The organism is Flavobacterium sp. LC2016-01 (genome assembly GCF_009711135.1).
Taxonomy (GTDB): domain Bacteria; phylum Bacteroidota; class Bacteroidia; order Flavobacteriales; family Flavobacteriaceae; genus Flavobacterium.
This window is the reverse complement of record NZ_WMIC01000006.1, coordinates 384,024-398,569: the sequence shown is the minus strand read 5'-3', so window position 1 is coordinate 398,569 and position 14,546 is coordinate 384,024. Positions and strand designations below refer to the sequence as shown.

General features: G+C 31.9%; 15 protein-coding genes. 4 read left to right on the top strand and 11 right to left on the bottom strand.

Annotation, left to right across the window (positions count from 1 at the left end):
• Nucleotides 1–57: 57 nt before the first annotated feature.
• From GKZ88_RS14815 to rpsA, 3 genes are all read left to right on the top strand, one after another.
• Complete coding sequence (locus GKZ88_RS14815; protein ID WP_155103130.1) at nucleotides 58–411, top strand: hypothetical protein; 354 nt, start codon at nucleotides 58–60, stop codon at nucleotides 409–411.
• Between the two features lie 67 nt (nucleotides 412–478).
• Nucleotides 479–910, top strand: a complete 432-nt coding sequence (locus tag GKZ88_RS14810) for a hypothetical protein (protein WP_155103129.1) — start codon at nucleotides 479–481, stop codon at nucleotides 908–910.
• Nucleotides 911–1,299: 389 nt separating this feature from the next.
• On the top strand, nucleotides 1,300–3,078 hold the full coding sequence (gene rpsA / locus GKZ88_RS14805) for a 30S ribosomal protein S1 (protein ID WP_029270489.1): 1,779 nt from the start codon (nucleotides 1,300–1,302) through the stop codon (nucleotides 3,076–3,078).
• Between the two features lie 382 nt (nucleotides 3,079–3,460).
• On the opposite strand, the gene GKZ88_RS14800 is transcribed toward rpsA, so the two are convergent.
• The 4 genes from GKZ88_RS14800 to GKZ88_RS14785 all read right to left on the bottom strand — a co-directional run bounded on the left by GKZ88_RS14800 (nucleotide 3,461) and on the right by GKZ88_RS14785 (nucleotide 6,135).
• Nucleotides 3,461–3,979, bottom strand: a complete 519-nt coding sequence (locus GKZ88_RS14800) for a biopolymer transporter ExbD (protein ID WP_155103128.1) — start codon at nucleotides 3,977–3,979, stop codon at nucleotides 3,461–3,463.
• A 26-nt stretch (nucleotides 3,980–4,005) separates the two neighbouring features.
• Nucleotides 4,006–4,530: a biopolymer transporter ExbD gene (locus tag GKZ88_RS14795; RefSeq protein ID WP_155103127.1), complete on the bottom strand. Its 525-nt coding sequence runs from the start codon at nucleotides 4,528–4,530 to the stop codon at nucleotides 4,006–4,008.
• A 26-nt stretch (nucleotides 4,531–4,556) separates the two neighbouring features.
• Nucleotides 4,557–5,096: a biopolymer transporter ExbD gene (locus GKZ88_RS14790; protein ID WP_155103126.1), complete on the bottom strand. Its 540-nt coding sequence runs from the start codon at nucleotides 5,094–5,096 to the stop codon at nucleotides 4,557–4,559.
• Between the two features lie 88 nt (nucleotides 5,097–5,184).
• Complete coding sequence (locus GKZ88_RS14785; protein ID WP_155103125.1) at nucleotides 5,185–6,135, bottom strand: LD-carboxypeptidase; 951 nt, start codon at nucleotides 6,133–6,135, stop codon at nucleotides 5,185–5,187.
• Between the two features lie 351 nt (nucleotides 6,136–6,486).
• Between GKZ88_RS14785 and GKZ88_RS14780 the strand changes: the two genes are divergently transcribed.
• A complete protein-coding gene (locus tag GKZ88_RS14780) occupies nucleotides 6,487–7,041 on the top strand; it encodes a fasciclin domain-containing protein (protein ID WP_155103124.1) in 555 nt (184 codons plus the stop codon).
• Nucleotides 7,042–7,466: 425 nt separating this feature from the next.
• Here the strand turns inward: GKZ88_RS14780 and GKZ88_RS14775 are convergent, their stop codons facing one another.
• The 7 genes from GKZ88_RS14775 to GKZ88_RS14745 form a co-directional block, all read right to left on the bottom strand.
• Nucleotides 7,467–8,312, bottom strand: coding sequence for a DMT family transporter (locus GKZ88_RS14775; protein ID WP_155103123.1), 846 nt, complete (start codon nucleotides 8,310–8,312; stop codon nucleotides 7,467–7,469).
• Nucleotides 8,313–8,386: 74 nt separating this feature from the next.
• Nucleotides 8,387–8,527: an SsrA-binding protein gene (locus tag GKZ88_RS14770; protein ID WP_144336356.1), complete on the bottom strand. Its 141-nt coding sequence runs from the start codon at nucleotides 8,525–8,527 to the stop codon at nucleotides 8,387–8,389.
• A 79-nt stretch (nucleotides 8,528–8,606) separates the two neighbouring features.
• Entirely contained in the window at nucleotides 8,607–10,040 is a 1,434-nt protein-coding gene (locus GKZ88_RS14765; protein ID WP_155103122.1) for a serine hydrolase, read from the bottom strand.
• Nucleotides 10,041–10,124: 84 nt separating this feature from the next.
• Nucleotides 10,125–12,005 carry a M56 family metallopeptidase gene (locus GKZ88_RS14760; RefSeq protein ID WP_155103121.1) on the bottom strand — a complete coding sequence of 627 codons (1,881 nt, stop codon included), beginning with the start codon at nucleotides 12,003–12,005 and terminating at the stop codon, nucleotides 10,125–10,127.
• A gap of 5 nt (nucleotides 12,006–12,010) precedes the next feature.
• The gene (locus GKZ88_RS14755; protein ID WP_155103120.1) at nucleotides 12,011–12,379 is read right to left on the bottom strand and encodes a BlaI/MecI/CopY family transcriptional regulator; all 369 of its coding nucleotides are present in this window, start codon (nucleotides 12,377–12,379) and stop codon (nucleotides 12,011–12,013) included.
• Between the two features lie 70 nt (nucleotides 12,380–12,449).
• Nucleotides 12,450–14,132: a M56 family metallopeptidase gene (locus tag GKZ88_RS14750; protein WP_155103119.1), complete on the bottom strand. Its 1,683-nt coding sequence runs from the start codon at nucleotides 14,130–14,132 to the stop codon at nucleotides 12,450–12,452.
• A 6-nt stretch (nucleotides 14,133–14,138) separates the two neighbouring features.
• Complete coding sequence (locus GKZ88_RS14745; RefSeq protein WP_155103118.1) at nucleotides 14,139–14,507, bottom strand: BlaI/MecI/CopY family transcriptional regulator; 369 nt, start codon at nucleotides 14,505–14,507, stop codon at nucleotides 14,139–14,141.
• Nucleotides 14,508–14,546: the final 39 nt, after the last annotated feature.

Here is a 14,546-nt window from a genome sequence, read left to right as displayed (position 1 = left end):
TGTTTAAAAGAATGAAATTGAATCAAAAAACTTATTTTTGATTTAAAGATTAAATTTATGATTAGACAAATTTTAGCTGTAATAGCAGGTTATGCCATTTTTGTAGTTACATCATTGCTTTTGTTTCAAATTTCAGGAGTTAAGCCACATTCAGATGCTTCAGGATTATTTATGGTTTTGACATTTGTTTACGGGTCTGTCTTTTCTTTTTTAAGTGGGCTTGTTACTCAGCTTATTTCGAGAAGCAGAAATTTAAAAATTAATTATATTCTTTTTGTTATTATAGCTGGTTTTGCCACTTTTTCGCTTTTTAAATCGAGTGGTAGTTCCTGGACGCAATTGTTGGCGATTTTTGTTTTTGCGCCTGTTTCGGTTTTGGGTGGATATTTTTTGATCAAGAAAAAACGATAAAAAAATGAAATGTTTTAAAATTTTCTGTGTATTTATATTGTTTGCTCTTATAAGTTGCGAAAAGAAAATGGAAAATTTTATTCCAACAACAAAACTAGATGTAATTCTTAAAAATGATAATCTTGGTAAAGCTTATTATGATTTCAGGACAGAAAACCCTTATTTATCTTATTTACTTAAGGATCGAGCAAGTTTTAAAAAATTTGTGAGTGAAGTTGAGGCTAATAATTTGGTTTTGTTGACTGAATGTGAAAAACCAATGGTTCGTTGTTTTGCTTTTAAAGCATTAGTGGAGCAAAATTATCCTAAAATTAGAGAAATATTATTTAGACACAAGTTTGATAACCAAGAGGTGAATTATTTGGCAGGGCGATGTATTAGAATGGATATATCAATAAAAGATTATATGTTGCAACAACTTAGTCCGTTTTCAGGAAATGAATATTCTTTTAGTAGAAGCGAATATAAAGAAATTCAGAAAGAGTTTTGGGAAAAGTAAAAAAGTACTTTGTTCTTTTGGGAATATCATTAATTACACCCGACAGGTTTTAAAAACCTGTCGGGTTTCGTTTCCAAGGTTCTTATGAAAACAAAACTTTCTAGTCTAGCCCCGATAGAGCGGTTATCCTTTTATGGTGGGGTTCACCATAAAAGATAAGAGCGAAAGCGGGACTTTACGCCTTGAAAAACCCTAAATCGTCTGCTCTTGAACAATTGACTGATAATCATTTAGAATTGTTTTGCAATTACAAATATTTGTAGTAATTTTGCAAACCTTTTGGCAAAGAAGAGTTTCCTTTAGGTATCAACTATTTATGTAAAACAACTTCTGTTTTTTCTACTGCTTTATGAAACTCGAGGAAAACAGAATACAAATTTTTTATCAGCATGTCTGAACAATTAAAATCACAAGAAGAGTTTTTAGCAAATTTTAACTGGCATAACTTCCAAGAAGGAATTGATGCAGTAGATGAGAAAAACTTACAAGAATTCGAAGAACTAGTTTCAAAAACTTTCATCGCTACAGATCAAGAAGAAGTAGTTGAAGGTGTAGTTGTTAGAATTACAGATAGAGACGTTATCGTTGATATCAACGCAAAATCGGAAGGTGTTATTTCTTTAAACGAATTCCGTTACAACCCGAACTTAAAAGTTGGTGACAAAGTAGAAGTATTAATCGACATCCGTGAGGATAAAACAGGTCAATTAGTATTATCTCACAGAAAAGCACGTACTATTAAATCATGGGATAGAGTTATTTCTGCAAATGAAACAGGAGAAATCGTTAATGGTTTTGTAAAATGCAGAACTAAAGGTGGTATGATCGTTGACGTTTTCGGAATTGAAGCTTTCTTACCTGGTTCTCAAATTGATGTTAAGCCAATTAGAGACTACGATGTATATGTAAACAAAATGATGGAATTCAAAGTGGTAAAAATTAACCACGAATTCAAAAACGTTGTTGTATCTCATAAAGCGCTTATCGAAGCTGATATCGAAGTACAGAAAAAAGAAATCATCGGTCAATTACAAAAAGGACAAGTATTAGAAGGTGTTGTTAAAAACATTACTTCTTATGGTGTGTTCATTGACTTAGGTGGTGTTGACGGATTAATTCACATTACTGACCTTTCTTGGAGCAGAATCAACCACCCAAGTGAAGTTCTTGAATTAGACCAAAAATTAAACGTTGTAATCCTTGATTTCGATGATGAGAAAACAAGAATTCAATTAGGATTGAAACAATTAAACGCTCACCCATGGGATGCTTTAGATGCTAATTTAACTATTGGTGATAAAGTAAAAGGTAAAGTAGTTGTAATCGCTGATTACGGTGCATTTATCGAAGTTGCTGAAGGTGTTGAAGGTTTAATCCACGTTTCTGAAATGTCATGGTCAACTCACTTACGTTCTGCTCAGGACTTCGTGAAAGTTGGAGATGTTGTTGAGGCTGTTATCTTAACTTTAGATAGAGATGACCGTAAAATGTCATTAGGTATCAAACAATTGACTCAAGATCCATGGACTGACATTACTTCTAAATACCCAGTAGGTTCTAAACATACAGGTATCGTTAGAAACTTTACAAACTTTGGTATTTTCGTAGAATTAGAAGAAGGAATTGATGGATTAATCTACATTTCTGACCTTTCTTGGACTAAGAAAATCAAACACCCATCTGAATTTGTAAATGTTGGTGAAAAACTTGATGTAGTTGTATTAGAATTAGATGTTGAAGGACGTAAATTATCTTTAGGTCACAAACAAACTACTGCTAATCCTTGGGATCAATACGAAGATTCTTTCGCTGTAGGAACTATCCACAATGGTGAAATTTCTGAAATCGTTGACAAAGGAGCTACTGTAGAATTCGGAGATGATATCGTTGCTTTCATTCCTACTCGTCACCTTGAAAAAGAAGACGGAAAGAAATTGAAAAAAGGTGATACTGCTGATTTCAAAGTAATCGAATTCAACAAAGAATTCAAAAGAGTAGTTGCTTCTCACACTGCTATCTTCCGTGAAGAAGAAGAGAAAAATGTGAAAGCTGCAACTGAAAATACTTCATCTAACTCTACTACTAATGCACCAGCTGCAACTTTAGGAGATAACAATGATGTATTAGCTGCATTAAAAGCTAAAATGGAAAAAACTGAGAAAAAATAATTCTTAGATTTTTTATAAATAGAAAGTCCCACAGCAATGTGGGACTTTTTTTTGTTTCAGGTTTTCTTTGTTTCAAGTTTCACGTTTGTCAGTTCGAGCGGAGTCGAGAATCTTGTTATAATTGGAATTTGGAATTTTTAAAATTGTTATTTCTATTTAAATTAGAAGCTATTTCCTGCTCTTCGCTATATCTTTTCCTGGCTAAAGAAGCCAGAAAAAGGATGCCGCTTCGATCAGGGCTAGGGCACATGTTTTCAAAAGAAGATTTTGTGTCATTCTGAGGAACGAAGAACCACACAAGAATTTCCGCATGCAAGATCGTCAATCTTTGTCGAGTTACTGTTGTGATTCTTCGTTCCTCAGAATGACAAACATTTCGGAATTATTTTGAAGCTATTAATTTTGACTCTTCGGGACTAAATTCAGGTACAACTGAATAAGAATCTATATTGGCAATTTTCATTTCGTCTAACATGTCAACTAAATTTTTGAAGTTAGATTTTTTGGTTGGCTTTATAATTACTGAAATTCCTCTTCCAGGTTTTCCTAAAGCAGCAGAATATTCAAGCATACTTTTATTTCTTTTTAGTAATTCTTGGCGAATTCCATCTTTACCATATTTAATTTCTTTAGGAGCAATTATGGGAGAACTTAAAATTCCCATATAATATATTAGTTTATCATTTTCACCTAACATAACGGTTATCGATCTATTTTCCTCATAGTGTGGAATAGGGCAATCACAACAATCATTTCTACTCAAATCAATACTTTTTGGTTTAGACAATTCTCCAACAACCATAAAAAATATAATCAGTAAAAAAGAAACACTGACCATTGCGGTTAAATCAACTCTTGAATTTAATTTTTTGCTTCGAACTTTTTTGGGAAGGTTTTGCATAGAATTAGTTTTAAGTAAATAAGAAATTATTTTGAAGCTAATAATTTTGTTTCTTCAGGCGTAAATTCCGAATCAATATTATAAAAATCTATGTTTGCTATTTTTAATTCATCAAGAATTTCTATAAGATTTCCATAATTTGAATTTTTACTTGGTTTAATCATAACCACAACTCCTCTCCCTGGTTTGCCATGTTTAGCTGAATATTCGAGAGCCATTTTGTTTTTTTCTAACAACTCTTTTCTAATTCCATTTTTTCCATATTCCATTTTTTTAGAGGTATTAGCAGGAGTAGGTATTAATCCTGAATAAGAAATTATTCTATTATTTTTATCTAATAAAATTGTTAGACATCGGTTTTCTTCAACATAAGTTGGGAAACAATCATCACAATCAAGATCTGGTAAATTTAAATCCATCACTTTTGGTTTAGACAATTCTCCAACAACCATAAAAAATATAATCAGTAAAAAAGAAACGCTGACCATTGCGGTTAAATCAACTCTTGAATTTAGTTTTTTGCTTCTGATTTTTTTAGGTAGATTTTCCATAAACTTTTTAAATTAATCTAAGATGTTTATTTTGATGCTAATAATTTTGATTCTTCTGGAGTAAATTCATTTACAATTGCATACGTGTCAATATTTACAATTGCCATTTCATCTAAAATATCAATCAAATTTTTGAAGTTTGATTTTTTGCTTGGTTTTATAATTACAATTGGGCCATTTTTTGGTTTTCCCAGCGCTGCTGAGTATTCCAGAATTGTTTTCTTTTGACTAAAAAGTTCTTTTCGAATTCCGTCTTTCCCATAGTTTATTTCTTTTGGATCTTTAAGCGGATTAAATAAAAAACCAGTATATGTAATGATTTTATTATTCTCATCTAATAAAACTGTTATAGTACGTTCGTTGGAACCACTACCACAACTGATAAAATGACTCCATTCATCATCAACATATTTTTCTGGTAAACTTAAATCCATTGCTTGAGGCTTCGACAATTCCCCAACAACCATAAAAAATATAATGAGCAAAAAGGAAACGCTGACCATTGCGGTTAAATCAACTCTTGAATTTAATTTTTTACTTCTTATTTTTTGAGGTAGATTTTGCATAAGAATCTGATTTTGATTTTAAAGTTAATTAAAATTTTATTCAGAAAATCAATCTAGTTTAAATAAAAAGTATTTTTTAAAGACTAATCTATTTGTACGAAATAATTACAGATGCTGCATTAGATTCTAATTTAACCTTTTTACCAAAAGTCATCGCATGATTGTTTCGGATGTGTCCTGCTGGAAAATCGAAAATTACGGGGTAATCGTACTCTTTTACAGCATTTAAAATGATTTCCCGGTGCGTTCCTCCAAACAACATATTTTCTTCTGTTTTATAATCAAAATCACCAACAATAATTCCCTTTAAATCTTTCAAAAAGCCATTTCTTTTCAGCGTGTACATCATTCTGTCTACTCGGTATAAATCTTCACCAACATCTTCGATAAATAAAATTTTTCCTTTTGGGTCAATATCAGAATTACTGCCCAGCATCGACATAATAATGGATAAATTTCCGCCTATAAGAACTCCTTTACTCGTGCCTAATTTATTGAGTGGATTAGTAGGTATTTCATAACTCACATCTTGGCCAAACAGGGATTTATAAAGCGTTTCTTTAGCTTCGGGTGTTGCTCTTCTCATTCCTCCAGGCATTGTAGCGTGAATGGATGCAAACCCCAATCTATGAACTTGTTCATGAAGCGTAGTAATATCTGAATAACCAATAATCCATTTTGGGTTTTTCTCAAAAGCCGAAAAATTCAATTGATCAACAATTCTGACAGTTCCATATCCGCCTCTGGCACACCAGATTGCCTTGATGTTTTTATTGTCTAAAGCTTCTTGCAAATCATTTTGTCTTTCAAGGTCTGTTCCGGCAAAATGATTGTGTCTTTTGAAAAGATTTTCGCCTAATTTAATATTAAGTCCCCAACTTTTTGCGAGTTCAATTCCCTGATCAATTTCTGTCGAATCAGCCAGAAAGCCTGCTGGAGCGACGATCATTATGGAATCACCTTTTTTGAGATAAGGCGGGATTGTATATTCTTTAATTGATTTATCTGCTTCGGAAAGGTAATTTTCTTGATAATTCATTTTATAAGCTGGGGTTTTACATTGAATAAAAGTTAGTAAGACTAAAATAGAAAAAATCGTTTTTGTGTGGTTATTAATTATCATTTTGTGGTTAAATTATAAGTGTATTTAACTTTTTGGTTTTTATTTTTTCAGGCCGATTTTGCGTAATAAATATGTTTTGAATTTAATAATAAAAGATGCAAAATCCGCTTGGATCGTAAAAATATTCAAAAATATTTTTTACAATCAATGAGCTGTTTTACAGTGTATTTTGAGAATATTTTAATATTTTTTAAAATTATTTTGATTTTTCGTAAAACCAAAACAAATATAACGTCGTAAATGAGCTTATAACTTAAAATATTAATTATGAAAACTAGAAAATTTTTAGCCACAGCAATTTTAGCTTTAGCATTCGGATTTACATCATCAGCTCAAAAAACTGTAATGGTAGGTGGAGCAGCAATGTATCCTAACAAAAATATTATTGAAAATGCCGTTAATTCAAAAGATCATACTACACTTGTTGCAGCAGTACAAGCTGCAGATTTAGTAGAAACTTTAAAAGGCAAAGGTCCTTTTACAGTTTTTGCACCAACAAATGAAGCTTTTGACAAATTGCCAAAAGGAACTGTTGAAATGTTATTGAAACCTGAAAACAAAAAAGCACTTCAGAATGTTTTGACGTATCATGTTGTTGCTGGTAAATGGAATGCAGCTGCCATTGCAAAAGCAATTAAAGCCGGAAAAGGGAAAGCAACTATAAAAGCGGTAAATGGCGGAACATTAACAGCTTGGATGGACGGGAAAGATCTTTACATAAGCGACGAAAGCGGTAACAAAGCTAAAGTAACAATTGCAGATGTGAATCAGTCAAATGGTGTGATTCATGTTGTTGATACTGTGTTATTGCCAAAAAAATAATTTTCTCTGAAAGAATTCGCATAAAAAAAGCCCAGTATTTATTGGGCTTTTTTATTCGAATTTGTGTCTTAAAATGTATGTAAGTGATAAGGTATTAAGCGAGAAAAGGAAAGCTAAAGTTGTTCTCTCAATTCCTGCAAAGTTTATCAAAAAAAGAATATCTATTATGGCGATAAGAATTACTAGACTGTAATTTATTTGTTCTTTAATTAAAAGTATATTTTTCGTAAGAAAGAAAAAAAGAAGACTACAAATTAAAATGATAATTTGTGTTGACATTAAAAAAAGACCCATAATCACAGATGTCCTAAGGTCAAAAGCCCCAAGAGAGATAAACCAGGCTATTATCCAAATTAAAATAGAAATGAAATAAATTCCATTAATAGCTTTAATATATTGTAGAAAATCTCTATTCATTTTTAGATTTATCTTTTTGCTGTCAAAGTACTTCCTGCCGAAGCAATTACAACACATATGACGGCTAAAATCTCAGAGAATCTTAATTTTTCCTGTAAAAAGATAAAGGCACAAATAGAAGCGGCAGCAGGTTCCAGGCTCATTAAAATACTGAAAGTTCTTGGAGGAAGCTGACCTAAAGCTTTCATCTCTAAAGTAAACGGAATTGCACTCGATAAAAGTGCCAATGCAACACCCATCCCGAACAGTTTTGGAGTAAGATTGACTAATCCGTTTTCAAATAGTCCGAAAGGCAAAACTAAGATTGCAGCAAATAACATTCCTGTTGAGACGGCTTGACCGTCATTCATTATTTTTGAAATTTTTCCTCCAAAAACAATATAAGCGGCCCAAAGTGCTCCAGCCAGAAGTGCAAATAGTACGCCTAGAGAATCTATACGTTCGTTTGTCCAAGGCGCAATAAGTAAAATTCCTACTGCAGCAAGTAAAACCCAGCAATAATCGACTAAACGTTTTGAGCCGGCAATTGCAAGCAATAACGGGCCAACAAATTCTAAAGTTACAGCTAGACCAATTGGTATTCTTTCAATTGCGAAATAAAAAATCAGATTCATAGCTCCTAAAGACAATCCATACGGAATTACGATTTTCCATTGCGCTGGTGTGATTGCTTTTAAATTTGGCCTATAAGCCAGCAATAAAAGTAAAGCCGAAACTCCAATACGTATAGATGCTGTTCCCGCCGCACCAATCGCTGGGAAAAGTGTTTTAGCAATTGCTGCTCCGCACTGCACACTTATAATTGCTAGTAGAACTGCTGGAACAGGAGGAAGGCTGATTTCTCTATTTTTCATAAAAGTAAAAATGCAGAGAAATAATAAAGCTATTATTTTCTGCTAAATAAAGTAAATTAAGTTTTCGAAATTTATTATCCTAAAGCTTTTTTTGTCACAAAAGCACGATAGCCAATAATAGCCATTTGCCATTTTTTGGCTTTTGAAATGTCTAAACCTTGTTTGGTAAAACTTGGCAAGAGAATTTTATTCAATTTGGCTAAAATTTTATACATAGCAGATTTGTTTTTTCAAAGATATAAAAAAAGACTTTGTTTTTGAAGTAAAGTCTTTTGTGCATGAAACAGTGAAAATTCAGATTTTAAGAATCAGGTTATGATCACCTTCCGTTTCTCTGTTTATAGCATTTTTTGGTGCTTGAATCCAGCCGGTTTTATTAATGACAAACTTAAATAGATGTGTTTTGTTTTTTTCGAACTTGGATTTTGGAATGGTCAATTCAAAGGTATTTTTGCTTTTTTGAATCATTTGAAAATTTACATCATTCGGATTCCAATTGTCAAATGAACCAGCAATAGATACACTTTTAACCAAATCTGATTTTAAATTTTTATCATGTTCGTAACTAAAAACGATATTATCGTTAACGATTTTATAGCCATAAATGCCAGTTTGTTTTTTATTTTCTTCAAGCAAATCATTAGAAAGTTTTATGATTGCTTCTCCTAAAGCATTGGCGGTGTTATCATCACTTATATTTACAATAATCGAAAGTCCGAGTTGACGTTCAGGATAAATTACAAGAATATTTTGAGTGCCAAATGCCCCGCCGTGTTTCCAGCAATTTTTACCATCTTGATCTACTTGAATGTAATCCCAAAAATAACCATTCCAAGTTGTTGGACTATTTAAAAGATTTCGCTGTGATTCTTGAACGATTTTATTTTTAGTATTTAGTTCATAAACAATAAATTTAGTCAAATCACCTAAAGTAGACTTTAATCTTCCAGCAGCGCCCCATAAATTATCTGAAATTCGAGGCATTAAAACACCTTTTAAGTTATAACCATTTGCAATAACTATTTTTGGATCTAAATTTATTCCAGTTGATTTCATATCTAGCTTAGAAAGAATATTTTCTTTTAAAAGTGTTTCGTAACTTTTATTATAAACGTTTTCTAAGATATGTGCAGCTAAATTAAGGCTTCCATTACTGTATTTAAATTTAGTTCCAGGTAAGGTGTCTAATTTTATGGTTTTAAGATTCTCAAAGAAATTTTCACGAGTGTAAGCTTCATCTAATTTTTTAAATGCTAAATAACTGCTGTCGCTGCGGTTTTTTCTTAATTCTGCAGTATTGGGAAGATCTTTGTTAAATCCGGTTCTAAAAGAAACTAAATCTTCAATGGTAATTGGTTTTCCGTTATATTCTAAATTAGGATAAGAACCAGTAATGTATTTTCTAATGTCATCGTCGGGATTTAGCTTTCCGTCTAAAACCGCTTGAGACATTAATAATCCAGTAAATAATTTAGTAATTGATGCTACTTCAAAAACGGTATTATTGTTGGAGATATTTTCTTTTCCTTTATCAATTTCTCCGTAATGACGTGTATATATTTTTCCATTTTTAACGACTCCTATAGAAATAGAATTAGCTTTTGATTTTTCTAACAATATAGAAGCCGTTTTATCCATCAAAATAAAAATAGTTTTTTCATCGCTGTTTTGTTGCGCTAAAATGGAGAGACTGAAGAATAAAAAAAGAATTAAAATATTTTTTTTCATTTGAACTATTTTAAAAATTAGAACTTTTTATGAATAGAAAAACCAGTGACGAAACACTGGTTTTTGGATGTTAAATAAAGTAAACTAAGCTTTTCTGTTTTCTCTTTCTGCAGCTCTTCTATCTCTTTCTTGTTGTTTCATGTCTTTTGCATGCTGTTTCATTTGTTTGGCATGTTCTTTCATTTCTTTTTCATGCTGTTTCATGTCAAGTTCATATTGTCTCATGTCCAGCTCATATTGCTTCATGTTGTTTTCATATTCTTGAGAGTCGCTGCCAAACTTCATTTTTATGTCCATATTAAATTTGTCCATATTAGAAGTAAATTTCTGCATGGCAATTTCATATTGTTCCATTTGTTTTTCAAAAATAGCTTCACGTTTAGACATAATTTCGTCTACTGCATCACCATATGCCGACATAGCCTCTATGTTAGGCTGGAATTTTTCCATTTTTTTCTCAAATTCAGCCATTTCTTTTTCAAACTGAGCCATTGCAACTTTATCCTTTGCATCTCTTGGCGCTCTAGGAGGTTTAGGCATTTTAGACATGTCAATTCCAGGAGCTGGAGGCAGTGGTCCTGTTGGAAAAACCGGTGCGACAGGAGGAACTGGAGCAATCATTCCTGGAGCGCCTGGAGCGCTTGGTGCAGCGGGTGCAGCTGGGGCTTCCGGAGCATCAGCTTCGTTTTTAAAATCGGTAATAACCACATTTTGAGTTTTAACCATTGTTGGTGCTTCTGGTGTTTCGTCAGTAGTTAAAGTGATATTATTAGTGCCATTATCATTTGTATCTAATACAATGCTGCAGTCTTTTATTGCTTTTGTACTGTTTACTTGTATAATTTGTTTTTTGCCGTTTTCTTTAACAATCTGTATTTTGATACTTGTAATTTCGTTGCTGCTGTTTCTTTTTAAATCTGAAATTACAACATCAACATTATGCTCGGATTTAAGTTTTGCAGTTAAGTCTTTTAGTTCCTGATCTGTAGTTGATTTCGTAATTTTAAAAATTTGAGTATCTTCATTTTTTACTGGAGCAGTTTTTTCTGCCAAGGCTCTTTTTTCTTGTGCAATCGTTTTTATTTGGAATAAAAATACAAAAGCTGCAAGGGCCGGAATTACAGCGTAATATTTCCAGTAATTCCATTTTTTTGATTGATTTTTGTTTAACATGACAATTCGTTTTTTGATTAATGATTGATAAAAATGATTGGTGATTGCAACACAAGTTTCATGTGTTGTTATTTTTAAAAGCGTGTATTGATACGCTTTTTTGTCTGATAGTTTTTTTGAAGCTTCGTTATCAGCAATAAATTCTAAATTTTGCAGAATCGCTTTTTTGTAAAACCAGATAATTGGATTAAACCAAAAGAGAATGCAGAAAATTCTCGAAATTATTACATCAACAGTATGATTTTGATCGCTGTGTACTTTTTCGTGTTCTAAAATACTTTGCAATTCCGCCTCGCTGTACAGTGATGAATTGTAAACGATGTAATCAAAATAAGAAAAAGGAGCAATGTTTTCTGTAACATCAACAAACTTGAAATCTTCCTGCTGTTTTACATTTTTTCCTTTTAAAACCGAATTTAAACTGTAAAAATCAATAGCAAATTTTAGCATAAAAGCAGCAAATCCAATGGCATAAATAGCCAGTGAAACTAGATTCCAATTTATTTCAAAAGGTTCTTCTTCGACAGCTTGTAAATGATTGTACGATGTAACATAATCGTGGCCTACAGAAGAGGTTTGAACAACAGGCGAATAAATTATGGGAGCTGGGTCAACCCAAACTACTTTTGTATAAATCACAAATGGCAATACAACTGAAGTGATTAATCCGGCCAATAAAAAATATCGGTTACTGGTAAAAAAAGTCTCTTTGCGCAGTAAAAAATAGTAAGCAAAATAGAATAAAGCTATTAAACTGCCCGATTTGATGATAAAGGTGAAAAGTGCTTCCATAACGATTATTTTTCTTCTTTTGGATTTTCAATCATTGCTAAGATTTCGCGTAATTCGTTTGCCGAAATTTTTTCTTCTTTGGCAAAAAACGAAACCATACTTTTATAAGAGCTGTTGAAATAATTATCAATTGCAGTACTCATGAAGCCTTTTCGGTAATCTTCAATACTCACAATAGGATAATATTGATGCGTATTTCCAAAAGCGTTATGACTCACATATCCTTTTTCTTCAAGATTACGCACAATAGTCGAAAGCGTATTATAATGCGGTTGTTCTTCAGTAATTTCAGCCTGAATTTCTTTTACGAAAGCTTTTTTGAGCTTCCATAAAATGTGCATTATCTCTTCTTCTTTGTTGGTTAATTTTTGCATTATTTTGGTTTTGGCTGTTAAAAATAGTTGGTTAAACGTACGTATGTCCGATTATAATGAGTTAAAAATCTTAATTTGTAGGATGACCTTTTACCACTTTTCCTTGTAAATCCTCAAATTGACTTTTCCCAAATGTAGTTTTAGTTGTAATTTCGACTACGCCATTTTTTGCAATATCTCCATATTTGTCTTCAGCAGTCTTTCCAACCAAAGTTTTTATAGTGCTAATTTTAGTTTGATCCATATCGCTGATATCAAAATCAGAACTTGTAATAGTACCATTTAAAATAATTAAAGGCTTTTCTTCGATAATTAATTTATTAGAAGTATTACTATTTGTAAATATCATAACCCTATTACTTGATTTACTATTGTTATTTACGCTTACGCTGACAGATGTATTAGCGTTAACATTTACATTATCGTCAGTATTTGTGCTACTGCTTGTAGTAACGCTTGTATGAGTATTATCAGTAGTTTTAACATCACAGTTTATTTTAGAATTTTGAACATTTTTTACTTCAACTTTTCTTTCTTTATTGTCAATTTTTACCTGATTTTCTTGGTTTTCAGAAGCAAAATCGATTTTTTTAGTTCCGTTATCTTCTGTGGTAACAACAATTTGACAATCTTTAATGGCTTTATTTCCTCTTACCATGAAAGTTTGAACTTTTTCAGAACCTTTTTTTATTTCAACTTTAATAGCAGTAAGTTCATTGTTTGCGTTTCTTTCAACATCAGATATTATAGCATCAAAATCATGTTTTGTCTTTAATTTCTCGGCAATTTCTTTTAATTCCTGTTCAGTAGTTACTTTAGTAATTTTATAAATGTCTGTAGAATTACTTTCTTTCGAAATTTCTTTTTTGTTGGCTTGCTGTCTTTCTTTTGCAATTACTTCAACTTGAAATAACAAAACAAAAGCAGCAAGTACTGGAATTACAACATAGTATTTCCAAGAATTCCTTTTTCGTGATTGATTCTTGTTTAGCATAACAATTCGTTTTTTGATTAATGATTGATAAAAATGATTGGTAATGGCAATACAGCTTTCGTGAGTTGTGATTTTTAAAAGTGTGTATTGATACGCCCTTTTATCTGATAATTTTTTTGCTGCTTCTTTGTCAGCAATAAATTCCAGATTTTGAGCGATTGCTTTTTTGTAAAGCCAGATAACTGGATTAAACCAAAACAGCAGACAAAAAATGCGGGCTACCAAAATATCTGCAGTATGATTTTGATCGCTGTGCACTTTTTCGTGCTCGATAATATTCTCTAATTCTGATGAAGTGTACATTGATGAGTTGTAAACTATATATTCAAAATAGGAGAAAGGAGCAATATTTTCGGTGGTGTCAATGAATTTGAAATCAGCTTGTTGCTGTACTTTTTTTCCTTTCAAAATAGATTGGAGACTGTAAAAATCTAACGCAAATTTTATCAGCAAGACTAAAAATCCGAGGCCATAAACGGATAAGAGAATATAGTTCCAATTAATTACAAAAACTTCATTTGTAACGTTTTGAGAAATTGTTACTTGAGCTAAGTCGAAATTTGAAACTGGAGCAGGGTTGACTAAAATTGTTTTGGTATAAACCCAAAGCGGCAACAAAGCTGACGTTCCTAAACCTGCCAGTAAAAACCATCTATTGGTATTGAAAAATGTTTCCTTGCGAAGTAAAAAATGATAAACACAATAAAACATTACAACTAAACCTGCTGATTTTGCAATATATATGAAAAGTGCTTCCATAAACGACTATTTTTCTTCCTTTGGATTTTCGATCATAGCCAAGATCTCACGCAATTCTGCTGCCGAAATTTTTTCTTCTTTAGCAAAAAATGAAACCATGTTTTTATAAGAGCTATTGAAGTAATTATCAATAGCGGTTTTCATATACTTTTTGCTGTACGCCTCTAAAGTGATTATTGGGTAGTATTGATGCGTATTTCCAAAAGCATTGTGCGCTACAAAACCTTTTTCCTCAAGATTGCGGACAATAGTCGAAAGTGTATTGTAATGCGGCTGGTCTTCAGTAATTTCTGCCTGAATCTCTTTTACAAAAGCTTTTCTAAGCTTCCATAAAATTTGCATAATTTCTTCTTCTTTGTTGGTTAACTTTTGCATGTTTCCTAATTTTAATTCAAACCTACAACTATTTTTCTA